Annotated in this window: 19 protein-coding genes and 1 pseudogene; 6 read left to right on the top strand and 14 right to left on the bottom strand. The window is 74.3% G+C overall.

Annotated features, from left to right (window positions below):
* Nucleotides 1-145: 145 nt before the first annotated feature.
* The 11 genes and pseudogenes from GA0074696_RS11685 to mraZ all read right to left on the bottom strand — a co-directional run bounded on the left by GA0074696_RS11685 (nt 146) and on the right by mraZ (nt 13,999).
* Nucleotides 146-964, bottom strand: a complete 819-nt coding sequence (locus GA0074696_RS11685; protein WP_088961125.1) for a cell division protein FtsQ/DivIB — start codon at nt 962-964, stop codon at nt 146-148.
* Complete coding sequence (murC, locus tag GA0074696_RS11680; RefSeq protein ID WP_088961124.1) at nt 961-2,454, bottom strand: UDP-N-acetylmuramate--L-alanine ligase; 1,494 nt, start codon at nt 2,452-2,454, stop codon at nt 961-963. Before murC ends, GA0074696_RS11685 begins: the two co-directional genes overlap by 4 nt.
* A 31-nt stretch (nt 2,455-2,485) precedes the next feature.
* A complete protein-coding gene (gene murG, locus GA0074696_RS11675) occupies nt 2,486-3,592 on the bottom strand; it encodes an undecaprenyldiphospho-muramoylpentapeptide beta-N-acetylglucosaminyltransferase (protein WP_088961123.1) in 1,107 nt (368 codons plus the stop codon).
* On the bottom strand, nt 3,592-4,998 hold the full coding sequence (locus GA0074696_RS11670) for an FtsW/RodA/SpoVE family cell cycle protein (protein WP_088964507.1): 1,407 nt from the start codon (nt 4,996-4,998) through the stop codon (nt 3,592-3,594). Before GA0074696_RS11670 ends, murG begins: the two co-directional genes overlap by 1 nt.
* A gap of 297 nt (nt 4,999-5,295) precedes the next feature.
* Nucleotides 5,296-6,429 (bottom strand): phospho-N-acetylmuramoyl-pentapeptide-transferase, encoded by a 1,134-nt coding sequence (gene mraY, locus GA0074696_RS11665; RefSeq protein WP_088961122.1) that lies wholly within the window; start codon nt 6,427-6,429, stop codon nt 5,296-5,298.
* Nucleotides 6,426-7,826 (bottom strand): UDP-N-acetylmuramoyl-tripeptide--D-alanyl-D-alanine ligase, encoded by a 1,401-nt coding sequence (locus tag GA0074696_RS11660; protein ID WP_088961121.1) that lies wholly within the window; start codon nt 7,824-7,826, stop codon nt 6,426-6,428. Before GA0074696_RS11660 ends, mraY begins: the two co-directional genes overlap by 4 nt.
* Nucleotides 7,823-9,385, bottom strand: a complete 1,563-nt coding sequence (locus tag GA0074696_RS11655) for a UDP-N-acetylmuramoyl-L-alanyl-D-glutamate--2,6-diaminopimelate ligase (RefSeq protein ID WP_088961120.1) — start codon at nt 9,383-9,385, stop codon at nt 7,823-7,825. Before GA0074696_RS11655 ends, GA0074696_RS11660 begins: the two co-directional genes overlap by 4 nt.
* Nucleotides 9,386-9,437: 52 nt before the next feature.
* Nucleotides 9,438-11,654, bottom strand: a complete 2,217-nt coding sequence (locus GA0074696_RS11650; protein ID WP_088961119.1) for a peptidoglycan D,D-transpeptidase FtsI family protein — start codon at nt 11,652-11,654, stop codon at nt 9,438-9,440.
* Nucleotides 11,655-11,656: 2 nt separating this feature from the next.
* Nucleotides 11,657-12,246 (bottom strand): annotated as a pseudogene (locus tag GA0074696_RS11645) (hypothetical protein).
* The gene (gene rsmH / locus GA0074696_RS11640; protein WP_088964506.1) at nt 12,243-13,355 is read right to left on the bottom strand and encodes a 16S rRNA (cytosine(1402)-N(4))-methyltransferase RsmH; all 1,113 of its coding nucleotides are present in this window, start codon (nt 13,353-13,355) and stop codon (nt 12,243-12,245) included. The pseudogene GA0074696_RS11645 and the gene rsmH overlap by 4 nt, the downstream one beginning before the upstream one ends.
* 212 nt (nt 13,356-13,567) lie before the next feature.
* Nucleotides 13,568-13,999: a division/cell wall cluster transcriptional repressor MraZ gene (mraZ, locus tag GA0074696_RS11635; RefSeq protein WP_088961118.1), complete on the bottom strand. Its 432-nt coding sequence runs from the start codon at nt 13,997-13,999 to the stop codon at nt 13,568-13,570.
* A gap of 357 nt (nt 14,000-14,356) precedes the next feature.
* Between mraZ and GA0074696_RS11630 the strand changes: the two genes are divergently transcribed.
* From GA0074696_RS11630 to GA0074696_RS11615, 4 genes are read left to right on the top strand one after another with little or no spacing between them, the layout of a single operon-like run.
* Nucleotides 14,357-15,604, top strand: coding sequence for a MurT ligase domain-containing protein (locus GA0074696_RS11630; RefSeq protein WP_088961117.1), 1,248 nt, complete (start codon nt 14,357-14,359; stop codon nt 15,602-15,604).
* Nucleotides 15,594-16,316 (top strand): type 1 glutamine amidotransferase, encoded by a 723-nt coding sequence (locus tag GA0074696_RS11625; protein WP_088961116.1) that lies wholly within the window; start codon nt 15,594-15,596, stop codon nt 16,314-16,316. Before GA0074696_RS11630 ends, GA0074696_RS11625 begins: the two co-directional genes overlap by 11 nt.
* Nucleotides 16,313-17,008, top strand: coding sequence for a TVP38/TMEM64 family protein (locus tag GA0074696_RS11620; protein WP_088961115.1), 696 nt, complete (start codon nt 16,313-16,315; stop codon nt 17,006-17,008). The genes GA0074696_RS11625 and GA0074696_RS11620 overlap by 4 nt, the downstream gene beginning before the upstream one ends.
* A gap of 60 nt (nt 17,009-17,068) precedes the next feature.
* On the top strand, nt 17,069-17,236 hold the full coding sequence (locus GA0074696_RS11615) for a hypothetical protein (RefSeq protein ID WP_157745874.1): 168 nt from the start codon (nt 17,069-17,071) through the stop codon (nt 17,234-17,236).
* Nucleotides 17,237-17,453: 217 nt separating this feature from the next.
* On the opposite strand, the gene GA0074696_RS11610 is transcribed toward GA0074696_RS11615, so the two are convergent.
* Together GA0074696_RS11610 and GA0074696_RS11605 are read right to left on the bottom strand one after the other, a co-directional pair.
* Entirely contained in the window at nt 17,454-18,110 is a 657-nt protein-coding gene (locus GA0074696_RS11610; RefSeq protein ID WP_088961113.1) for a response regulator, read from the bottom strand.
* On the bottom strand, nt 18,107-19,291 hold the full coding sequence (locus tag GA0074696_RS11605) for a sensor histidine kinase (RefSeq protein WP_157745873.1): 1,185 nt from the start codon (nt 19,289-19,291) through the stop codon (nt 18,107-18,109). Before GA0074696_RS11605 ends, GA0074696_RS11610 begins: the two co-directional genes overlap by 4 nt.
* A 132-nt stretch (nt 19,292-19,423) precedes the next feature.
* Between GA0074696_RS11605 and GA0074696_RS11600 the strand changes: the two genes are divergently transcribed.
* Both GA0074696_RS11600 and GA0074696_RS11595 read left to right on the top strand, forming a co-directional pair.
* A complete protein-coding gene (locus GA0074696_RS11600; RefSeq protein WP_172894259.1) occupies nt 19,424-20,335 on the top strand; it encodes an ABC transporter ATP-binding protein in 912 nt (303 codons plus the stop codon).
* Entirely contained in the window at nt 20,332-21,186 is an 855-nt protein-coding gene (locus GA0074696_RS11595; RefSeq protein ID WP_088961111.1) for an ABC transporter permease subunit, read from the top strand. Before GA0074696_RS11600 ends, GA0074696_RS11595 begins: the two co-directional genes overlap by 4 nt.
* A 48-nt stretch (nt 21,187-21,234) precedes the next feature.
* Here GA0074696_RS11595 and leuS read toward each other — a convergent pair whose 3' ends face one another.
* Complete coding sequence (gene leuS / locus GA0074696_RS11590; RefSeq protein WP_088961110.1) at nt 21,235-24,075, bottom strand: leucine--tRNA ligase; 2,841 nt, start codon at nt 24,073-24,075, stop codon at nt 21,235-21,237.
* Nucleotides 24,076-24,168 lie beyond the last annotated feature (93 nt).

The following is a 24,168-nucleotide window of genomic DNA, read 5'->3' as shown; positions in this document are numbered from 1 at the left end:
AACCCTCACCCTCTACTAGAGGCTTACAGTTATGTCAACCACTGATCCTCTTCCGGGCAACGTAAGCGCCCCCACGCCGAGAGCCAAGGACCTGCCCGGCGTGTCGCCGCCATTGGCGGGACGGCTCACGTCCGGCGTGCCGGTATCACTTGAAGGTGACCACGTCGGGCGCGCTGACGTCGATCGTGTCGGCCTTGCGACCCAACAGCGCGGTGGCCACCCGCGCCTTGTCCGCCCCCCGAGTCGCGTCACCCCAGACGACCGTCCGATCGCCACGGAGGGTGAGGCTGATCCGGGCCAGCCCCTGCACGGTGAGCTCGGTCAGCTCCGCGCGCAGCGGCGGGGTGAGCACCGCCAGCACCTCCAGCGCGGCCCGGGTGCCCGGGTCGTCCGGGCCGGGGCTGGCCAGCCGGACCACCGGCAGGCCGTCGGGGGCGCGCGGCACCGTCCGGAACACCACCCCGTCGGCGTCGAGCACGACGAACTGCCCGTCCCGGGGCACCGCCGCGACCCCGGTCCGCTCCACCACCGTCACCACCAGGGTGCCCGGCCAGTCCCGGGTGACCGTGGCCCGCTCCACCGGGGCCAGCGCGCCGATCCGGCGGCCGGTCGCGGCCAGGTCCACCCGGGCCAGCGGGACGCCGTCCGGCACCCCCGCGGCCTCCCGCACCTCGACCGGGGTGACCAGCTCCGCGCCGACCACCCGCACCTCGCGGACCCCGAGCAGCCCGGTGCCGAGCACCGTCCAGGCGACCAGCGTGGCCACGGCGAGCACCGCGGCGGCCACGGCCCAGGGCAGGGCCGCCCGCATCCGCCGCTGCCGCGCCCGGGCCATGAACCGCCGGGTGGACGGCGGGACGGCGTCGCTGCCGGCCCGGACGAGCTGCCAGCGCCGGACCGGGTTGCGCCGGGGGCCGCCGCCGTCCGTGCCGGCGGTACGGCCGCGCGCCGGACCCGGGCTCATCCGGCGGCGGAGGCCGCGCCGTCCGGGTCGACGGCCACGCCGAGGGCCGTCGGGTCGGCGGCGCCGCCGGAGGCCCGCGCGGTGAGGGCGTCGATCAGCTGGTCCCCCATCAGGGAGATCGGCGGGGCGCCCATGGTCACCACCACGTCGCCGGGGCGGGCCCGCCGGGCCACCTCGACCGGCGCGTCCTCCCAGGAGTCGACGAACACCTTGTTCGCGGCGTCCAGCGGCACCGCCTCGACCAGGGCCGCGGAGCCCTCCCCCGGCTGGCGCAGCTCGCCCGGCCCGAAGACCTCCAGCAGCACCAGCTCGTCGGCGATGCCCAGCGCCGCGGCGATCTCCGCCTGGAGGTCCCGGGTGCGGTAGAGCCGGTAGGGCTGGAAGACCACGATCAGCCGGCCGTCCCCGGCCACCTCGCGCAGCGTCTGCAACGCCAGCGTCATCGAGGTCGGGTGGTACGCGTACTCGTCGTAGACCAGCACGCCGTCCGCGACGCCCTTGCGCTCGAAGCGCCGGCGTACGCCGGGGAAGGCGCCCAGCGCCACCTCGGCCGCCTCCACGGGCAGCCCCAGCAGGTACGCGGTGAGCACCGCCGAGGCGCTGTTGAGCCCCATGTGCCGCCCCGGCACCGGCAGCCGGATCTCGCCCAGCGAGTGGCCGTCGATCCCGGCCAGGAAGCGCACGCCCTGCGCGGTGGAGGCCATGTCGTCCAGCCGCAGGTCGGCGTCGGGAGACAGGCCGTAGGTGTGCACCCGGCGGCCCTCCGCGCGCAGCGTCTCAGCCAGCCGGCGGCCGCCCGGGTCGTCGGCGCAGGTGATGATGAAGCCGTCCGGGTCGGTGAGCCGGGCGAACTCGGCGAAGGTCGCCTCCAGGTTGGCCAGGTCGCCGTAGGTGTTGAGGTGGTCCGCCTCGATGTTGGTGATGATCGAGACGTACGGCCGGTAGATCAGGAACGAGCGGTCGCTCTCGTCCGCCTCGACCACGAAGTACTCGCCGGTGCCGTGGTGCGCGCCGGAGCCGACCTCGGAGATCTCCCCGCCGATGACGAAGGACGGGTCCGTGCCGGCCTGCTGGAGCACCATGGTGACCATCGAGGTGGTGGTGGTCTTGCCGTGGGTGCCGGCGACCGCCACCGTCCGGCGACCGGTCATCGCCGCGGCGAGGGCCTCGGAGCGGTGCAACACCCGCAGGCCGCGCCGGCGGGCCTCGACCATCTCCAGGTGGTCCTGGGGGATGGCCGAGGAGTAGACCACGGTGTCCACGCCGTCGAGGTTGCTCACCTCGTGGCTCATGTGGATCGTCCCGCCGAGCGCCCGCAGCCCGGCCAGCGACGGCCACTCGCGCAGCTCGCTGCCGGAGACCGGCAGGCCACGGGTGAGGAAGAGCCGGGCCAGGCCGCTCATGCCGACCCCGCCCACCCCGATCAGGTGGATCCGGCCCAGGTCCTCGGCGGTGAGCGTGCCGGCCGGGGTGAACTGCGCGGTGTTCATGCCAGGTACCTTCCCGTCGCGGTGGCCGACGTCATCGGGCCACCGCCTCGTAGACGAAGTTCAGCAGCGCGACATCGCCGTCGCGCCGGCCGTACCCGGCCGCGGCCGCACCCATCGCGGCGAGCCGGCGGGGGTCGCGGACCAGCGGGATGACCGTCCGCTCCAGCCAGTCCGGGGTCAGCTCGGCGTCGTCGACGAGCAGCCCGCCGCCGGCCTCCACCACGGGCAGCGCGTTGCGCTTCTGCTCCTGGTTGCTGTGCGGGTACGGCACGTAGATGGTGGGCAGGCCGATGGCGGCCACCTCGGCGCAGGTCATCGCCCCGCCCCGGCCCAGCATCAGGTCGGCGGCGGCGTAGCCCAGCTCCATCTCGGACAGGTACGGCAGGGTCACGTACGGCACCGGCAGGTCGGTGGGGATCGGCACCGGCTCGTTGCGGGCACCGATCACGTGCAGCACCTGCACGCCGTTGCGGGCCAGTTCCTTGGCCGCGCCGGAGACCGCCAGGTTGATCGAGCGGGCGCCCTGCGAGCCGCCGGCGACGAAGAGCACCGGCAGGTCGGGGCGGAGTCCGAAGTGGGCCCGGGCGGCGTTGCGCATGGCGACCCGGTCCAGCCCGGCGATGCCCCGGCGCAGCGGCACGCCGACCACCCGGGCGTCGCGCAGCGACTCGGCCTGCGCGGGCTGGTGCGGAAAGCCCACCGCGACGTTCTTGGTGAACTTCATGCCGAGCCGGTTGGCCACGCCCGGCGGCACGTTCACCTCGTGGATGACGATCGGCAGCTCGCGGCGCCAGGCGGCGAGGTAGCCGGGGACGGAGACGTACCCGCCGAAGCCGACCACCGCGTCGGCCTGCACCTCGTCGATCACCTTGCCCGCGGCGCGGGCCGCCTTCCACATCCGGTCCGGGGTGCGCACCAGGCTCATGTTGACCGAGCGGGGCAGCTGGTACGCCGGGATCTGCCGCAGGTCGTAGCCGGCCGGCGGGATCAGCTCGTTCTCCAGCCCCTTCGGCGTGCCCAGACAGGTGATCCGGACGCCCGGGTCGTGTCGGCGCAGGCAGTCGGCGAAGGCGAGCAGCGGGTAGATGTGGCCACCCGTACCGCCTCCACAGAGCACCACCGAACGCAGCGGACCCATCAGCGTCTCCTCTCGCTCGCCGTCCCGCCCCGGGTCCGGCCCTGCCGGCCACCGCGCGGTGCGGCCTGGTCGTCCTCCCGCCGCGCTCGCGACCGGGGCACGGACCCTCGGGCAGCCGGTGGCGTCGCCGGGCGGCGGCGCCGGCCGGGAAGCGGCGGCAACGGGGCCCAGAGTAGTCGGACCCACCGGGCGGGTGGACGGGCATGCAGGGCTCGCGCGGCGTCGGGCTCGGCGCGGGCGAACGAGGCGAGGATGCCGACCGCCGCCAGCGTCACGACCAGGGCGCTGCCGCCGTCGGAGATGAACGGCAGCGGCACGCCGGTCAGCGGCAGCAGGCCGATCACGCCACCGACGTTGATCACGGCCTGGCCGACCAGCCAGGCGGTGATCGCGGCGGCGGCGAGCCGGCGGAACGGGTCCTCGACCCGCCGGGCGACGCGCAGCCCGGTGTAGGCGAGCACGGCGAAGAGCACCAGGATGACGGTGCAGCCGACCACCCCGAGCTCCTCGGCGATCACCGCGAAGATGAAGTCGTTGTGCGCGGCCGGCAACCAGCCGAACTTGAGGCTGCTCTTACCCAGCCCGACGCCGAACCAGCCGCCGTGCTCGATGGCGTTGCGGGCCTGGACGAGCTGCCAGCAGCCGGTCTCCAGGCAGGTGGCCGGGTCGGGCGGGCTGATGAACGAGGTCAACCGGGCCAGCCGGTAGTTCTCCTCGCCGGCCGCGCCGGAGCCGGCGCCGAGCGAGGCCACGGCCACCAGCAGGCCGATGCCGAGCAGGCCCACCGCGGAGAGCGCGGCGAACACCCGCATTCGCACCCCGGCCGCCCAGAGCAGCCCGACCACGATCGCCAGCAGGCAGAGCATGGTGCCCAGGTCGTTGTAGCCGACCAGCACGAAGAGCAGCCCGACCACCGGGAAGAGCGGGGTGGCCAGCTCCTTCCACCAGCCGAGCGCGGCGCCCTTGCGGGCGATCACGTGCGCGCCCCAGAGCACCAGCGCGAGCTTGGCCAGCTCGGAGGGCTGCACCTGGATCGGGCCGAGGTAGAGCCAGAGCAGGTTGGCCCGCAGCGGGCCGAGCGCCGTGATCCGGAACAGCGAGTCCAGGGCCAGCAGCAGGTTGAGCACCAGCAGCAGCACCACCGCCGCGGCCAGCACCGGCCGGCCGAGCGAGCGGAAGGTGCTGGCCGGGAACCGCTGGCAGGCCCAGAACGCGACGATGCCGATCACCGCGAAGACGGCCTGCTTGGTCACCGACGCCGAGGCGTCGCCGGCCTCGGCGTAGTCCTTCACGCTGGTCGCCGAGAAGACCATGGTCAGGCCGATCAGCAGCAGCAGGCCGGCGCTGGACAGCAGCAGGTAGTAGGAGGCCAGCGGGCGGGCCAGCAGGCCGCGCAGCGCCGCCAGGCCGCCGGCCGCGTCCAGGCCGGCGATCGCCGCCGGCGGGTCGGCGGTACGCCCCGCGCCCGCGACCCGCCGCGCCTGGGTCTCCGCCGTCGTCGTCGTCGTGCCGGTGCTGCCTCGGTCCTCCCCCACGAGCCCATCATCGCCGCTTCTCCGGGCCCGTTCGCGCCGTTCGGCCCGGTCGGCGTGTCGGAATGCGGAACGGGGGTCCCTCGGCTATGAGGGACCCCCGTACGCGACGGTCGCGGCGCGGCCCGGCCGGCGTTCGCCGACCCGGTCGGGGCCGATGGTGCGGGCGACTCAGCCCATGCTGGCCAGGAAGTCGCTGTAGAACAGGCCGAGGGCGATGGCGACCCCGATCCCGGCGATGATCCAGAACCGCACCACGATGTTGACCTCGCTCCAGCCGGCGAGTTCGAAGTGGTGCTGCAACGGCGACATCCGGAACACCCGCTTGCCGGTGGTCCGGAAGGAGATGATCTGGATCACCACCGACATGGTGATGATCACGAACAGCCCGCCGATGATCGGCAGCAGCAGGATCGTGCGGGTGGACATCGCCATGCCGGCGATCAGACCGCCCAGGCCGAGCGCGCCGGTGTCGCCCATGAAGATCCGGGCGGGCGAGGTGTTCCACCAGAGGAAGCCGACGCAGGCGCCGGCGGCCGCCCCGGCGATCAGCGCGATCTCCAGCGGATCCCGGACCGCGTAGCAGTAGTTGTTCGGGTTGGCGGTGTAGGTCGGGTCGGCGCACCAGTGCCGGTACTGCCAGAACGCGATCAACGCGTACGCGGCCAGCACCATCACCGAGGCGCCGGTGGCGAGGCCGTCGAGGCCGTCGGTGAGGTTCACCCCGTTGGTCGCCGCCATCACCACGAAGATGATCACGATCACCGAGGCGATCTTGCCGATCTCCAGCGCCGGGATGTCCCGGATGAAGCTGAGCGTGGTGGCCCCGACGGTCTCGGTGTTGGTCGCCGCGCCGCTGGCGTCGGTCATCGTGCTCGGGAAGTAGAGCGCCACCACCCCGAAGATCGCGCCGACCAGGATCTGCCCGGCGAGCTTGCCGCGCTTGTTGAGACCGCCGCTGTGCCGCTTGCGGACCTTGAGGAAGTCGTCGATGAAGCCGACCGCGCCGGAGAAGACCATCAGCCCCAGCAGCACCAGCGCCGTGATGGTCGGCTCGACCTGGGCGATCTGCGCGTCCGGCAGCGTGGTCAGGGCCAGGTGACCGGCGACGTACGCGATCACCGTGGCCAGGATGAAGACCACGCCGCCCATCGTCGGCGTGCCCTTCTTGCCCTGGTGCATCGCCGGGCCCTCGGCCCGGATCGGCTGCCCGGCCTTCAGCCGGGTGAACACCTTGATCGCGATCGGGGTGCAGAGCAGCGAGATCAGGAACGCCACGCCGACGGCGATGATGACCGCCCTCATGCGGCGACCCCGTTTCCAGCAGCCTCGGCGCGCAGCGCGTCGGCCACCTCCCAGGTGCGGTACCGGGAGCCCTTCACCAGGACGACGTCGCCCGGTCGTAGCTCTCTGCGCAGCACCTCGACGGCCGCCGCCTGATCGGTGAGCAGCACCGACTCTCCTCCCCAGTCACTTACCGCTGTCGCGCCCTCGTGGATCGGCGCCGCCGGCTCACCCACCACGAGCAGCCGGTCCACGCCCAGCTCCGCCGCGAGCCGGCCCACCTCCCGGTGCCCGTCGCGTTCGAAGTCGCCCAGCTCGGCCATGTAGCCGAGCGCGGCAAAGATACGCCCTTCGCGGCGCATGCCGGCAAGCGCGCGCAGCGCCACCGCCGTCGACGCCGGATTGGCGTTGTACGAGTCGTCGATCACGGTCACCCCGTCGGACCGGTCGAAGACGTCCATCCGGCGGGTGGAGACCAGCCCCAGCTCGCCCAGGGCGCCGGCCACCTCGGCCGGCGGCATCCCGAGCTCGCGGGCCACCGCCGCCGCGGCCAGCGAGTTGGAGACCTGGTGCCGGCCGGTCAGCCCGAGCCGCACCGGCGCGCTCCCCTCCGGGGTGAGCAGCGTGTACGACGGCCGGCCCCGGTCGTCCAGCGACACGTCGACCGCCCGGACGTCGGCGTGCGCGGCCTCGCCGTACCGGACCACCCGGGCGCCGGTACGCGCGGCCATCGCGTCGACCAGCGGGTCGTCGGCGTTGAGCACCGCCAGCCCGTCGGCCGGCAGCGCCTCGACCAGTTCCCCCTTGGCCAGGGCGATGTTCTCCACCGAGCCGAACTCGCCGATGTGCGCGACCCCGACGTTGAGCACCACGGAGATCCGCGGCGGCACCACGTCGCACAGGTAGCGCACGTGCCCGATCCCCCGGGCGCCCTTCTCCATCACCAGGAAGCGGGTCTCCGGCGTGGCCTGCAACGCGGTGTACGGGTGCCCCAGCTCGTTGTTGAACGAGCCGGGCGGGGCCACCGTCGGGCCGAGCCGGACGGTGAGCTGGGCGATCAGGTCCTTGGTGGTGGTCTTGCCCGACGAGCCGGTCAGCCCGATCACGGTGAGCTGCGGCAGCCGGTCCACCACCGCGCGGGCCAACCGGCCCATCGCGGTCAGCGCGTCTCCCACCAGCACCATCGGCACCCCGGGCACCTCGCGGGTGCCGAGCACCGCCACCGCGCCCGCGTCCACCGCGCCGGCGGCGTAGTCGTGCCCGTCGACCTTCTCGCCGGGGAACGCGACGAAGAGCGCCCCGGCGGTGACCTTGCGCGAGTCGAACTCGACCGGGCCGGTGACCCGGGCCGCCGGGTCGGCGCCGACGAGGCGGCCGTCGACGGCCGAGGCGACCTCGGCCAGGCTCAGCGGGATCACCGTCGACCCGCCAGGTCCCCGAAGCGGGCGCCGAGCGCCTCCGCCAGCTCCACCCGGTCGTCGAACGGGTGCACCTCGCCGGCGACCTCCTGGCCACGCTCGTGGCCCTTGCCGAGCAGGGCCACCACGTCGCCGGGCTCGGCGAGCCGGACCGCCTCGGCGATGGCGGCCCGCCGGCCCGGGGCCTCGATGATCCGGGCGGGGGTGCCGGCCCCGTACGCCCCGGCGAGCACCTCGGCCCGGATCGCGGCCGGGTCCTCGGTACGCGGGTTGTCGTCGGTCACCAGCACCACGTCGGCGCCCCGCGCCGCGGCGGCGCCCATCACCGGCCGCTTGCCCCGGTCCCGGTCACCGCCCGCGCCGATGACGCAGATCAGCCGACCCGCGCTCAGCTCGCGCAGCGCGGCCAGGGCGGCCACGATGGCGTCGGACTTGTGCGCGTAGTCGACCACGCCGCGCACCGGACCGGCCGCGCTGACCAGCTCCAGCCGCCCCGGGACGCCGCCGCAGGCGGCCACCCCCTCGGCGGCGACCGCCGGGTCGACCCCGGCGGCCACCAGGCTGGCGATGGCCAGCAGCGCGTTGGCCACGTTGTGCCGGCCGGGCAGGGCCACCCCGGCGGGCAGTGCCAGGCCGTCCGGGCCGTGGACGGTGAAGCGCTGGGCGTACCCCTCGCCATCGACCTCGTCGGCCCACCAGGTGGCCGCGCGGTCGCCGGCCGCCGAGTAGCTGACCGTGGCGGGCTTGAACAGCGGGCGCAGCGCCGGGTCGTCGAGGTTGAGCACCTCGAAGGCGCAGCGGCCGTCGAAGAGCCGCGCCTTGGCCGCGAAGTAGTCGGCCGAGTCGGCGTGGAAGTCGAGGTGGTCGGAGCCGAAGTTGGTGTAGCCGCCGACGGTGAACCGGACCCCGCCGACCCGCCCCATCGCCAGGGCGTGGCTGGAGACCTCCATGACCAGCGCGGTCACCCCGCGCTCGCGCGCGGCGGCGAGCATGGCGTGCAGGTCCGTCGCCTCCGGGGTGGTCCGCACGCTGTCGATCACCAGATCGCCGAGCCGAGTCTCCACGGTGCCGATCAGGCCGGTGGTGTACCCGGCGGCGCGCAGGCCGGACTCCACCAGGTAGGCGGTCGAGGTCTTGCCGGCCGTGCCGGTGACCCCGATCACGGTCAGCCCCTCGGTCGGGTCGCCGTAGACGGCGGAGGCGAGGTCGCCGAGCACCGCCCGGGGGTCGGGCACCACCAGGGCGGGCAGGCCGGCCTCGGTCACCGCGGCGGCGCCGGCCGGGTCGGTCAGCGCGGCCACCGCGCCGGCGGCCGCGGCGGCCGCGGCGAACTCCGCGCCGTGCCGGCGGGCCCCGGGGAGCGCGGCGTACAGGTCGCCGGGGCGGACCTCCTGGCTGGCGTGGGTCGCCCCGGTCACCGCCACGTCGGCGGCGGCCTCCGGCGGCGCGACGGCGAGCCGGGCGGCGAGGTCGCCGAGCCGGACTCCGGGCACGGTACGGGGACGTGGATTGCCGGGCACGGCGTCAGACCCTACCCGGTCGTCCGGTTTCGAGCGCACAGCCGCCCCGGTGGTTCGTCCCCACTCACCGATGATGTCCCGCCGTGGCTGTTCAGTGCGGAAAGACCTCGAACTTGGGGGCCTTGCCGCCCGACGGGGGAACCCGGTAATGCCGCAGCGTGAAGCCCATCATCTCGCGGAAGGCGGGCGCGGCCACCGTGCCGCCCTCGCCGCCGGGGCTCCACACGAAGACCGCCACCACGTACCGGGGCTTCTCCGCCGGGGCCATCCCGATGAACGAGCCGACCTCGCCGGGCTGCTTCTCGCCCTCGACCAGCCGCCAGCCGGTGCCGGTCTTGCCGGCGACCCGGTAGCCGGGCACCGCCGCGGCCACGCCGGTCGCCCCCTCGACGGTGGTGACCGCCTCCAGGATGGTGCGCAGCGCGGCGGCGTTGGCCGGGCTGAGCACCGGTCGGGTGACCGGCGGCCCGGCGGGCGTACGCTTCCCGTCCGCCCCACTGATCACCTCCTTGATCAGGTGCGGCTGGACGTACGTGCCGTTGTTGGCGATGGTGGCGTACGCGGCGGCCATCTGCAGGGGCGTGGCGTCCACGCTGTGCCCGATCGGCACCGACCCGTACGACGACAGGCTCCACTCGTCGGCGGGCAGCAGCCGCCCGGAGGCCTCCCCCGGCATCCCCTCGCCGGTGGGCTGCCCCAGCCCGAACCGCTTCTGGTAGTCGATCAGCCGGTCCCGGCCCAGCTCGTGGGCGATCTCGATGGTGCCGACGTTGGACGAGAAGGCCATCATCCCCGGCAGGCTCATCCGCCGGCCGTTCGCCGGGTGGGTGTCGGCGAAGGTCGTGTCGCCCTTGGTGACGGTGTTGGGGATGGGCAGCGTGGTGTCCGGGGTGACCACCCCCTCCTGCAACGCCGCGCCGAAGGTGATCGCCTTGTGCACCGACCCCGGGTCGACCACGAAGCTGGTCGCCGCGTCCTCCCGGTCGGTCGGCCGGCTCGGCTCCGGGTTGGCCGCGTTGTAGCTGGGGTGGCTGGCCTGGGCCAGCACCTCGCCGGTCGCCACGTCCAGCACCACGGCGGCGCCGACGCTGCCCCGGGTCTGCGCCATCTGCCGGCCGAGCACCTGCTGCACCTGGTACTGCAGGTCCCGGTCGATGGTGAGCACCAGCGAGCTGCCCGGCTTGGCCGGGGTGGTCTGGCTGTAGCCGCCGGGGATGGGGGCGTCCAGGTCGCCCTGGCCCGCCTCGTAGACGCGCCGCCCGTCCTTGCCCTGGAGCACGTCGTCGTAGCGCGCCTCCAGCCCCTCCAGGCCGTTCATGTCCTGGCTGACGAAGCCGACCAGGTTGGCGGCGAGGTCGCCGCCGGGCACCTCGCGCCGCTCGTCGCGGTGGGTGCCGATGCCGGCGAGGTCGAGCGCCTCGATCTGCTTGGCCTTGGGGATGTCGACGCCCCGGGCCAGGTACTGGAACTGCGACTCGCCGCCGCCGGGCAGGCCGCGCCGCTTCATCTTCTCGACCAGCTCGGAGGCGGGCACGCCGAGCAGCGGGGAGAGCAGCCGGGCCGTGGCCGGCCGGTCCTTGACCTGGGTCGGGTCGGCGAAGACGTACCGGGCCTCGACGCTGCGGGCCAGCGGCGCGCCGGTGCGGTCGACGATGGCGCCGCGCGGGGCGGGCAGGTCGACCCGGGTGAGCCGGGAGTCGATGCCCCCGCCCGCGTACGCCGGGGTGTCGACCGCCTGGAGGAAGACCAGCCGGATGCCGATGGTGACGAAGAGCGCCAGCACCAGCATGGTGCCCAGCCGCAGCCGGCGGCGCGGCTCGGCCAGCTTCGGCGGTCGGCGCGGCTTGCGGGCGGGGCGGCGGGCCGCCGGACGCTCCGGCCGGCGCGGCGTGCGTCCGCCGTTCCGGCGGCGCGGCGGCGCCAGCTCCTCCTCGTCGTCGTCGGTCCAGGCCGGCCGGGTCGGGACGGTGCGGATGACGCCGGCCCGGGCGACCGGGGCGGCGTCCCGTCGCCCGGCGCGGGCTCCCGCCCGGCCGCCGTCGAGCACCTGCAACGCCGGGCGGAACGGGTCGCCGGAGCGGCCCGCCCGGGGGGTACGCCGCTGGCCGGCCCGCTCCTCACGGCCGCCGGCCCGCTCCTCGCCGCTCTCCCGGATGGTCCGGCCCCGAGGGGTGTACGCCCGGGCGTCGGAGATCCCGCCGATCCCCGGTTCGCCGGTACGCGGGTCCCCGCCCCGGCCGGCCCGGGACGGGCCGCGCCGGGAGCCCGTGGTGGGGTCCCGGCGCGGTTCGTCCGATCTCGGCGGCACTGCTATCCCCCGTTGCCCTGCTGGCTGGTGATCGCCGGCTGCCCGTCGGCGGGCTGCGGCACGCCGATCACCTTGCCGTCCGGCAGCCGGATGTACGCCGGCTCACCGGCCTCGACCAGGCCGAGCTTGCGCGCCTCGGCGGTCAGGTTGCCCGGCGCCTTGGCCTCCTCGATCTGCTTGTTCAGCTGCTGCTCGTCCACGTCGAGGCGGGCCTGCTGCTGCTGGAGCTGCTGGAGCTTGAAGGCGTTCTCGTTGATCTTCGTGTTGACGGCCAGGATGCCCAGCACCCCGCCGACGACCAGCACCACGATCAGCGCCGCGAACGGCGCCCGCGGCACCCGCACCGGCGGCGGCGGAGCGACCCGCAGCCGGGGCCGGGCGGCCGTGGTGTCGGCGACCTTCTCGGCCGGCCGCAGCGCGGCGTTGCCCTGGACCGGGAACTCGCGCGCCCCCCGGGCGCGAGTCTCCCCCTGCCGGCCGGCGAGGTCCGCCGGCTTGTCGCCGCGCGTGGTGCGCTGCGCCGCGGTCCGGCCCCCGACCGCGGTGCGCGCTGCCCGACGGCCTCCCGGCCGTCGCGCTTGTTGACGTTCATGTCCCCTCCCCCTCTTCGTCCGTCCCTCTGCCGTCCCCCGGCGCCGACCCACGGTCCACTGAGGAACCCGCCGTCGACCCCGTCCCCGGTTGGTGCATCGCCTTGACCCGGCGGCGGTACCGTTCGCGGTCGGTCCGCCCCTGCTGCTCGGTGGCCGGGTCGAGTCGCTCCGCGGCCCGCAGGCGCACCGAGGCGGCGCGCGGGTTCACGGCGACCTCCGCCTCCCCGGCAAGCTCGGCGCCCCGGCTGAGCAGCCGGAACGTCGGGCCCGACCCGGGAAGTTCCACCGGGAGGTCGACCGGGCCCTTACTGCGGACCCGGTCGGCGAGCGCCTGCTTGGTGAGCCGGTCCTCCAGCGAGTGGTAGGACAGGACCACCATGCGGCCGCCCACGTTGAGCTTGTCCAGAGCGGCCGGCAGCGCCGTCTCCAGCGCTGCCAGCTCCCTGTTTACCTCGATCCGTAAAGCCTGAAACGTTCTCTTGGCCGGGTGTCCACCCGTTCGTCGGGCTGGTGCCGGAATGCTCTCCCTGACCAGCTCGGCGAGCCGGGCCGAGGAGGTGATCCGGCCGCGCTCGCGCTCCCGGAGGATCGCCGAGGCGATCCGCCCGGCGAACTTCTCCTCGCCGTAGACCCGCAGCACCCGGGCCAGGTCCGGGTGCGAGTAGGTGTTGACCACCTCCTCGGCGGTCACCCCCCGGGTCTGGTCCATCCGCATGTCCAGCGGCGCGTCCTGGGCGTACGCGAACCCGCGGTCGGGCGCGTCCAGCTGCAACGAGGAGACCCCCAGGTCGAACAGGATCCCGTCGATGCCCGGGTAGCCCAGCCCCGCCAGCACCTCGGGCAGCTCGTCGTAGACGGCGTGCACCAGGTGGATGCGGTCGGCGAAGCGGGCCAGCCGGACCCGCGCGTGGGCGAGGGCCTCGGTGTCCCGGTCCAGGCCGATCAGCACCGTGCGCGGGTGCCGTTCCAGCACCGCCTCGGCGTGCCCGGCCAGCCCCAGCGTCGCGTCGACGTGCACCGTCCGGTCACCCCGGTCCAGCGCGGGGGCCAGCAACTCGAGACACCTCTCGAGCAGCACCGGCACGTGCGTGCCGCGTAGCTCCCCCATGTCGACCCCCACTGGTTGAAAGTTCCGTTCGGTCCTGCGACCCTGCTCGTCGGACGACGCCGTGCCGTCGTACCGCCAGATCCCCATCCGCTCCCGCTTCGCCTCCCGAGGCCGCGGCCCCGGAGACTGATCGTGCGCCTGGCACCGGGGAAGGGGTGCCAGGAACTCGAAAGCGGCTGGAGATCTCGCAGTACGTCGGGCGTCGTCACGCCCTACAGGCCGCCGGGCAGCACCCCCTCCTCGATGTCGGCGAAGTCGTCTTCGCTCTCGGCGAGATAGGTCTCCCAGGCCGCCTTGTCCCAGATCTCCACCCGGGTGCTCGCCCCGATCACCACCAGGTCCCGGTCGAGCGCGGCGTACGACCGGAGGTGGGCCGGGATGGTGACTCGTCCCTGCTTGTCCGGGACCTCGTCGTGCGCGCTGGCGAAGAAGACCCGGCTGTAGGCCCGGGCCGCCTTGTGCGTCATGGGCTGCGCGCGCAACTGGTCGGCGATCCGCTGGAACTCGGGCGTGGGGAAGACGTAGAGGCAGCGCTCCTGCCCTTTGGTGATCACGACACCCCCCGCCAGCTCGTCCCGGAACTTCGCCGGAAGGATCAACCGGCCTTTGTCGTCCAGGCGCGGAGTGTGGGTGCCGAGGAACATCGGCCCTACCCCCTCGCCCTTTTAGCGGCGTTCGCGGCGCCGCTGACCCCCCGGGCCGGTGGGCCCTCCCGGCCTCACCATCGCGCCCCACTCTACTCCACTTCCCTCCACCTGCAACCAGAAACGCCCGCGTGGCGCGCCGCTCCGCCGGGCAAAAGAGCACGTCAGAAGGGGTGGAGCGGAGTGGAGGGCCGGAGCGCCCCCCGCGCCCCGTCCGCTACCCGACACGGTCGACGCCGACCGGCCGAGCGCGGGGCGACCGGACGCCCGAGAAGGAGCCGGCCGAACGGTTCGCCGTCGGCGGCGATCTGGTGGGCGTGCCGGTCCGGTAACCTCGCTCGGGTGACGGACGCGAAGATGCCCCTGCGGGCAAAGGTGGCCAGCTCCGTGTCCCGGACGGCCGCGGCCCTGTCGCGCGCCGCCGGCCGGGGCGACGGCTCGGTGATCGGCGGCTGGATCGGGCTGAAGATCGATCCCGACCTGCTCGCCCACCTCTCCGCCGGCCGCGCCATCGCGCTGGTCTCCGGCACCAACGGCAAGACCACCACCACCCGGCTCGCCGCCGCCGCCGTCGGGGTGCTCGGTCGGGTGGCCACCAACTCCTTCGGCGCCAACATGCCGACCGGCCACACCTCCGCCCTGGCCAAGGCCGGCAGCACCCCGTACGCGGTGCTGGAGGTCGACGAGCACTACCTCGCGCAGGTGCTGGAGGCCACCGAGCCGCACGTGGTGGCGCTGCTCAACCTCTCCCGCGACCAGCTCGACCGGGCCAAGGAGGTCGCCATGATGGCGCAGCTCTGGCGCGCCGCGCTGGTCCGGCACGCCGACGTGCGGGTGGTGGCCAACGCCGACGACCCGATGGTGGTCTGGGCGGCCACCCCGCCGGCCGACCCGGCGCGCGGCGTCAACCCGCCGCACGTCACCTGGTTCAGCGCCGGCCAGCGCTGGCACGACGACTCCTGGGTCTGCCCCGAGTGCGGCTCCACCATCCAGCGCTCAGGAGAGCAGTGGTGGTGCACCGGCTGCCCGCTGCGCCGGCCCGAGCCGCAGTGGACCGTGGAGGACGACGGCGTCCTCGACCCCGTCGGCGCCTGGCACAAGGTGGCCCTCCAGCTCCCCGGCAAGGTCAACATCGGCAACGCGGCCACCGCGCTGGCCGTCGCCGCCGAGTTCGGGGTACGTCCCGTCGACGCGGTCTCCCGGCTCGGATCGGTCACCTCGGTCGCCGGCCGTTACGCCCAGGTCGACCGGGACGGGCGCAACATCCGGCTGCTGCTGGCCAAGAACCCGGCCAGCTGGCTGGAGGCGTTCGACATGGCCGACGTGGCGCCGACGCTGCTCTCCATCAACGCCCGCGACCCCGACGGGCTGGACACCTCCTGGCTCTTCGACGTCGACTTCGCCCCGCTGCGCGGCCGGCAGGTGCTGATCACCGGCGACCGGGCGTACGACCTGGCGGTCCGGCTCGACGTCAACGCCGTGCCGTTCCAGCACGTGCGGACGTTCGACGAGGCGGTCCAGGCGGTCCCGCCGGGCCGGCTGGAGGTCATCGCGAACTACACCGCCTTCCAGGACATCCGAGCGGAGTTGGACCGTGTCAACTGAGAGCCTGCGCATCGTCTGGATCTACCCCGACCTGCTCTCCACCTACGGCGACCGGGGCAACATGCTGATCCTGGCCCGCCGGGCGCAGCTGCGCGGGATGCCGGTCGAGGTGATGGAGGTCCGCTCCGACCAGCGGCTGCCCGCGACCGCCGACATCTACCTGATCGGCGGCGGCGAGGACGGCCCGCAGGCGCTGGGCGCGCAGCGGCTGATCGCCGACGGCGGCCTGCACCGGGCGGTCGCCCAGGGCTCGGTGGTCTTCGGCGTCTGCGCCGGCTACCAGCTGCTCGGCACCTCCTTCTTCGCCAAGGGCACCAAGTGCACCGGGCTGGAGCTGCTCGACCTCTCCTCCGACCGCGGCCCCACCCGGGCCGTCGGCGAGCTGGCCGGCGAGATCGACCCGCGGCTCGGCCTACCGGCGCTGTCCGGGTTCGAGAACCACGGCGGGCGTACCCACCTCGGCCCCGGCGTCTCGCCGCTGGCCCGGGTCACCGCCGGAGTCGGCAACGACGGCGCCACCGAGGGCGCCTGGCGCGGCAAGCTGCTCGGCACGTACTCGCACGGGCCGGCACTCGCCCGCAACCCGGCCCTGGCCGACCTGCTGCTGCGCTGGGCCACCGGGGTGCACCAGCTCCCGCCGCTCGACGACACCTGGGCCGACCGGCTCCGCTCCGAGCGCCGTGCCGCGGTGGCCGCCGCCGACCGGGCATGATCCACGCCGTCCGGCGGCTGTTCGGCCAGCCGTCCGGGCGTCGCTTCGCCGCGCTGCTGCTCCTGCTCGCCGGCTTCGGGGTGCTGCTACTGGTGGTACCCCGGCCGGACGTCGCCCGGCTGCCGCACCTCGCCGACTCCCTGGGCGGGTACGCCCCGCTCGCGGCGATCGCCACCGGGGCGGTGCTGCTGGTCGCGCTGGTCCCCCGCACCTTCGTCACGCTCGCCTCCGGCGCCATCTTCGGCCCCCTGGAGGGCGCCGGGTACGCGCTCGGCGCGGCCCTGCTCGCCGCGGCGATCGGCTTCGCGGTCGGCCGGGTGCTGGGCCGGGAGTTCGTCGCGGAACGGGTCCGGGGCCGGCTGGCCCGGCTCGACGGCTGGTTCGCCCGGCAGAGCGTGCTGGGGGTGATCACCGTCCGGCTGCTGCCCATCGCCGGCTTCGGCCTGGTCAGCTACGGCTACGGCACCACCGGCGCGCGGGTGCTGCCGTTCCTCGTCGGCAGCGTGCTCGCCTCCGCGCCGACCGCGTTCGGCTACGCCGCGATCGGCGCGGCGGTCAGCTCGCCGGGCGACGTCAACTGGTACGCCGCCGCCCCCGCCAGCCTCGGCCTGATCGCCAGCGCCGCGCTGATCCACCGCTGGTGGCGGGCCGAACGGCAGCGCCGCCGCGGTGCGCCGGAGCCGCGACCGTGACGGGTGGGAACCGGCCGCCGTCGGCCGGATCCGCTCCCCCGGGATGAGCTGGTCACCGTCATGCTCGACCAGATCGAGGGCACCTGGCGGGGCATCGACGCCGGCGCGGACCGGGACGAGCCCGGCATGCGCCGGCTGCGCGCGGCCGGCGCCGTCGACGGGGTACGCCGCTGGCAGGACTGGCTGCGCAGCCACCGGCGCACCGTTAAGTCGACCCTGCACGCCTGAAGCCCGCTGGGCCGCCGGCCGGCATGGCCCCGGCGTGTCGCGGCCCGAAGTGGACGTGGCCGAAACGAGCGTGATGACTGTGAGGCATAAATATGCCTCACAGTCATCACGCTCGTTTCGGCGTGCGCCACCACGGACGTCACGCTCGGTTTCCCGGCCTTCCGGGCGGCGTTCCCCGCTGGACCGGGCCGCGCCTGACCGCCGCGGGCCGGGTGGGTCATTCCGACGGGTGGACCAGCCTCGCCTCGTAGGCGGCGATGACCAGGTGCACCCGGTCGCGGGCGCCGAGCTTGGTGAAGAGCCGGGCGACGTGTGCCTTGGCGGTGGCCACGCTGATCACCAGCTCGGCGGCGATCTCGGCGTTCGACATCCCGCGCCCGACCAGGGTCAGGACCTCCCGTTCCCGGTCGGTCACCCCGGCCAGGGCCCGCGGCCGGGCCGGCGGGCCGGGTCGGCGGACGAACTCGGCGATGAGCCGGCGGGTGACGCCCGGGGCGATCAGCGCGTCCCCGGCGGCCACCACCCGGATCGCGGCGAGGATGTCGTCGAGGGCCATGTCCTTGACCAGGAACCCGCTGGCGCCGGCCCGCAACGCGGCGTGCACGTGTTCGTCGTCGTCGAACGTGGTGAGCACCAGGACGCGGGTCGGCCCGCCGCGCGCGGTGATCGCGCGGGTGGCCTGGATGCCGTCCGTGCCGGGCATTCGCAGGTCCATCAACACCACGTCGGGCGCGACCTCGCGGGCCAGCCGGACGGCCTCGGCGCCGGTGCCCGCCTCACCGATGACGTCGATGCCCGGTGCGTCGGCGATGAGCACCCGCAGGCCGGCCCGGACCAGCGGCTGGTCGTCGGCGAGCACTACCCGAACGGTCACCGGTCGGCCTCCGGCGCCGGCAACCGGGCCGTCACCCGGAAGCCACCCTCGGGGCGCGGCCCGGCGCGGAACTGCCCGCCGAGCAGGGCGACCCGCTCCCGCATGCCGACGATGCCGTGCCCGTCGCCGGCGACCGGCCCGCCCCGGCCGTCGTCCACGACGTCCACAAATACCTCGCCTGGGCCGTGCTCCACGGTCACCCGGCACCGGTCGGTTCCCGCGTGCCGGACCACGTTGGTGAGCGCCTCCTGCACGATCCGGTACGCAGCGAGGTCGAGGTCGGCGGGGACCGGCCGCGACGGTTCGTTCCGCCGCAGCCGCACCCGGACCCCGGCGTCCGCGGCGGCGGTGACCAGCCGATCGAGGTCGGCCAGGCCAGGGGCCGGGTCCAGGGACGCCGACTCGGACTGCGGGCGGCGCAGCGCGCCAAGCGTACGCCGCAGGCCGGCCAGGGTCTCCCGGCTGGTCGCCTCGATGGTGGCGAGCGCGGCCCGCGCCTGCGCCGGTTGGCTGTCGATGACCCGGGCCCCGACGCCGGCCTGGATGGCGATGACCCCGATGCTGTGCGCGACCATGTCGTGCAGCTCGCGGGCGATGCGCAGCCGTTCGGCGGTGACCGCCTCGGCGGCGGCGTGCGCGCGCAGCGCGTCGGCGTGACGGCGGCGGGCGCGCACCGAGTCGCCCACCGTCCACGCGGTGACCACCGCCAGCACGGAGAGGGTGGCCCGGCTCAGCGGCTCCTGGGACGGGTTCACGAAACTGGCCGCCACCTGCACCGCGAGCACGACGACGGCGGCCGGCACCGAGACGCGACGGGGCCGGTGCGCCGCGACCAGCCCCACCACCAGGTCGATGGCGAGGAACTGCCCGTACCAGATGTCGCGCAGGTAGCCCTCCTCCGGGACGTAGACGGTCACGGTGACCACGCACGCCGCGGCGAGCATCAGCCCCAGGGCCAGCATCGGGCGACGCCGCAGCAGGCCGGCGGGCGGGGCCACGGCCAGCAGCGGCACCAGGTAGCGCCCGGGGAGCCACCAGTCGCCGAAGCCCAGACCGTTCCGGCTCCACGCGACGGCCGGGGCGAGGAGCACGGTCACCGGCAGCACCGCGACGCCGGCCCAGGGCAGTACCGCCCGCGCCAGCGACGAGGCACGGCGCGGCAGCGGCACGGCGTCGTCCATCCGGACACGGTAGCCAGCCGGGCCCGCCCCGGGCATCGGCCCAGGGGCGTACGCCCGCGGGCGGGTGCCCGGTGGACGGGTGTGACCGCCGGTGGGACGCGGCGCCGGCCGCCGCCCGGCAGCGTGGGTCGCGTGATCGAACTCCACGCCCTGACGAAACGCTACGGCCCGACCACGGCCGTCGACGACCTGACCCTCACCGTGCGGCCCGGCCACGTCACCGGCTTCCTCGGCCCGAACGGCGCCGGCAAGTCCACCACGCTCCGGATGATCCTCGGTCTCACCGAGCCGACCAGCGGCACCGCCATGGTGAACGGCACCCGGTTCCGGGGCCGGCCGCGCGGGCTACGGCACGCCGGCGCGCTGCTCGACGCGGGCGACGTGCACGGCGGGCGCAGCGCGGTGGCGCACCTGTCCGCGCTGGCCCGGAGCAACGGCATCGGCCGTGGCCGGGTCGACGAGGTGCTGCGGGAGGTGGGCCTGGCCGGCGTCGCCCGCCGTCGGATCGGCGGCTTCTCACTCGGCATGCGGCAGCGACTCGGCATCGCCGCCGCCCTGCTCGGCGACCCACCCGTGCTGCTCTTCGACGAGCCGTTCAACGGCCTCGACCCGGAGGGGGTGCGCTGGGTGCGTGACCTGTTCCGGCGGCTCGCCGCCGAGGGACGCACAGTCTTCGTCTCCAGCCACCTGATGAGCGAGATGGCGAACTGCGCCGACCAGCTCGTGGTAATCGGCCGAGGCCGGCTGATCGCCGAGCAGGGCCTCGCCCAGTTCGCCGCGCGGAGCACCCAGGCCAGCGTGGCCGTCCGTACGCCCGACCCGGCGGCGCTGGTCGCCGTGCTGGCGGCCGAGGGCGGCACCGTCCGCCCGGATGGCCCGGGAACGCTCGTGGTGACCGGCCTGACCGCCGAGCGGATCGGTGATCTAGCGTTCGCCCACCGGGTCCCGCTGCACGAGTTGACCACCCGCACCGCCTCGCTGGAGGAGGCGTTCATGGAACTCACCGCCGCCAGCGTCGAATACACCGCGAGGGAGCCCGGATGACCAACGTGACGCCACTGCCCACCCGCGCGCCGGTGACCGGCGCTCCGGCCCGGTTCCGCGACCTGCTCGCCGCCGAGTGGATCAAGCTGTGGTCGCTGCGCTCGACCCGGTGGACGCTGCCGCTGGTCTTCCTCTTCGTTGTCGGGGTCAGCGTCAGCGCCAGCCTCGCCGACCACCGCAACTGGCCGATGTACCCGGACGGGCGGCGCGAGATGTTCCACCTCTACGGACCGGTGCGGGACGCGTTCCCGGAGGCCGGTTACCTGCTGCTGATGCTCGCCGCCACCACCGTCGGCGCGCTGACCCTCGTCGGCGAGTACCAGAGCGGACTGATCCGCACCACGTTCGCCGCCGTCCCCGCCCGCCGGTCGGTGGTGGCGGCGAAGGCCGCCGTGCTGACCGCGGTCATGCTCGTGCTGGGCCTGGTCACCGCGGCCACCTCGTTCTGGGTGTCGCAGGCGATCCTGTCCGGACGCGACGCCGGCTGGTCGATCGGCGAGCCGGGCGTGGCGCGCTCCGTCCTCGCCAGCGCGCTGCTCGTACCGGTCTGCGCGCTGCTCGGGATGGGTCTGGGCGCGGTCATCCGGCACGCCGCCGGGACGGTCGTCGCGGCCACGTCGGTGCTCGTGCTGCTGCCGCTGGTCGTCGACAGCGACAGGTACCGGTGGATCGCGGAAGTCCGCCATGCGCTCCCCGTCGCGGCCTGGCAACGGCTGATCGAGGTGCACCCCGACATCCTCAACCCGGACCCGTTCCCGGCCACCGTCACCGGCTCCTGGCTGACCTTCGCCGGCTGGTCCGTCGCCGCGCTCGCCGCGGCCGTCCTCGCCATCCACCGGCGCGACCCCTGATCCGCCCCGCCGGGCCCGACTCGGGGCGGGCCCGGCGGGCGGAACGGGTCAGGCGACGACGGAGACCATGCGGCCCTTCACGACGATGACCTTGCGGGGTTCCTTGCCGGCCAGCGGGCCGGCCACCGCCTCCAGGGCCGCCGCGCGGACGGTCTCCTCGGACGCGTCGGCGGGGACCTCGACCCGGCCGCGGACCTTGCCGTTGATCTGCACCGGGTACGTCACCGTCTCGGCGACCAGCAGCGCCGGGTCGGCGGTCGGGAAGTCCGCGTACGTCAGCGAGGTCTCGTGCCCCAGCCGCCGCCACAGCTCCTCGGCCACGTGCGGGGCGAACGGCGCCAGCATCAGCACCAGCGGCTCGGCCACCTCGCGCGGGGTCTCCGACAGCCGGGTCAGCCCGTTGGTCAGCTCGATCAGCTTGGCGATCGCGGTGTTGAACCGGATCGCCTCCATGTCACCGCGGACCCCGTCGACCACCTTGTGCAGCAGCCGCCGGGTCGCCTCGTCGGCCGGGGCGTCGGTGACCCGCAGCGCGCCGGTCTGCTCGTCGACGATGGCCCGCCAGACCCGCTGCAGGAACCGGTACGACCCGACGACCGCCCGGGTCTCCCACGGGCGGGACACCTCCAGCGGGCCCATCGACATCTCGTAGACCCGGAACGTGTCGGCGCCGTACGCGGCGCACATGTCGTCGGGGGTGACGACGTTCTTCAGGGACTTGCCCATCTTGCCGTACTCGCGGTTGACCCGGGTGTCGCCCAGGTAGAAGCCGCCGTCGCGCTCGGTGACGTCCTCGGCCGGCACGTAGGCGCCCCGGGCGTCGGTGTACGCGTACGCCTGGATGTAGCCCTGGTTGAACAGCTTGCGGAACGGCTCGAACGACGAGACGTGGCCCAGGTCGTACAGCACCTTGTGCCAGAAGCGGGCGTACAGCAGGTGCAGCACGGCGTGCTCGGCGCCGCCGACGTACATGTCGGTGCCGCCGCAGTCGCCCTCGCCGCGCGGGCCCATCCAGTACCGCTCGTTCTCCGCGTCGACGAACCGCTCGGAGTTGGTCGGGTCCAGATAGCGCAGCTCGTACCAGCAGGAGCCGGCCCACTGCGGCATCACGTTGGTCTCGCGGGTGTAGCGCTTCGGGCCGTCACCCAGGTCCAGCTCGACCTCGACCCAGTCGCGCCGCCGCGACAGCGGGGTCTCCGGATTGCTGTCGGCGTCGTCGGCGTCGAAGGTGCGCGGCGAGAAGTCGTCCACCTCGGGCAGCTCGACCGGCAGCATCTCCTCGGGCAGCGCGATCGCCGCGCCGGTCTCGTCGTACACGATCGGGAACGGCTCGCCCCAGTAGCGCTGCCGGGAGAACAGCCAGTCGCGCAGCCGGTAGGTGACCGCGCCGGCGCCGTGCCCGTTGGCCTCCAGCCACTCGATGATCGCCGCCTTGGCGTCGGCGACCCCCAGGCCGTTCAGGTCCAGGCCGCGGTCGGGCGCGGCGCTGTTGATCGCCGGTCCGTCCCCGGTGTACGCCTTGCCGTCGAAGCCCTCCGACGGCTGCACGGTCCGCACGATCGGCAGCTCGAAGACCTCGGCGAACGCCCAGTCCCGCTCGTCCTGCGCGGGGACCGCCATGATCGCGCCGGTGCCGTAGCCGGCCAGCACGTAGTCGGCGATGAAGATCGGGATCTGCCCGCCGGTGACCGGGTTGACGGCGTACGCGCCGACGAAGACGCCGGTCTTCTCCCGGGTGTCGGCCTGCCGCTCGACGTCGGTCTTGGCCGCCGCCGCCTTGCGGTACGCCTCCACGGCCGCGCGCGGGTTGGCGTGCCCGCCGGTCCAGGCGTCCTTCGTCCCGGCCGGCCAGGCTGCCGGCACCAGCGCGTCGACCAGCTCGTGCTCCGGGGCCAGCACCATGTAGGTGGCGCCGAAGATGGTGTCCGGGCGGGTCGTGAACACCCGGATGGGCTCCCGCTCGGTGCGGAAGTCGATGTGGGCGCCCTGGGAGCGGCCGATCCAGTTGCGCTGCATCAGCTTGATCGGCTCGGGCCAGTCCAGGGTGTCCAGGTCGTCCAGCAGCCGGTCGCCGTACGCGGTGATCCGCATCATCCACTGCTTCAGGTTGCGCTTGAAGACCGGGAAGTTGCCCCGCTCCGAGCGGCCGTCGGCGGTGACCTCCTCGTTGGCCAGCACGGTGCCCAGCCCGGGGCACCAGTTCACCGGGGCCTGCGAGATGTACGCCAGCCGGTGGTCGTCGACGATCTGCCGCCGCTCGGCCACGGTCAGCTCGGCCCAGGGCCGGCCGTCCGGGGTGGGGCGGTTGCCGCCCTCGAACTCGGCGATCAGCTCCGCGATCGGGCGGGCCCTGCGCACCTCCGGGTCGTACCAGGAGTTGAAGATCTGCAGGAAGATCCACTGGGTCCAGCGGTAGAAGTCGGTGTCGATGGTCGCCACCGAGCGGCGCTCGTCGTGGGCCAGCCCCAGCCGGCGCAGCTGCGCCTTGTACCGCTCGATGTTCGCCACCGTGGTGGTCCGCGGGTGGGTGCCGGTCTGCACCGCGTACTGCTCGGCGGGCAGGCCGAACGCGTCGAAGCCCATCGCGTGCAGCACGTTGCGCCCGGCCATCCGCTGGTAGCGGGCGAAGCAGTCGGTGCCGATGTAGCCCAGCGGGTGGCCGACGTGCAGGCCGGCGCCCGACGGGTACGGGAACATGTCCAGCACGTACAGCTTCTCCGCGCCGGCCCGGGGGTGGTCCGGGTCGGCCAGCGGGCCGGTCGGGTTCGGGGCGTGGAAGGTGCCCTCACGCGCCCAGACGTCCTGCCAACGGTTCTCGATCTCGTCGGCCAGGGTCGCGGTGTACCGGTAGGGGGGAATGTCGCCCGCCGGTGCGGCTGCCTCACTCATGGCGTCTCCTCGCTTCGCTCGTCGCCGCCGGCCATGCGCGGCCGGGCTGGGTGCTGACCTCGCTCGGCGTGGTCATGGGTCGGGTATGGGGAG

This window comes from Micromonospora purpureochromogenes, from assembly GCF_900091515.1.
GTDB lineage: Bacteria > Actinomycetota > Actinomycetes > Mycobacteriales > Micromonosporaceae > Micromonospora > Micromonospora purpureochromogenes.
Note: the sequence above shows the minus strand (reverse complement) of the source record. Positions and strands in the feature narration are given on the sequence as shown.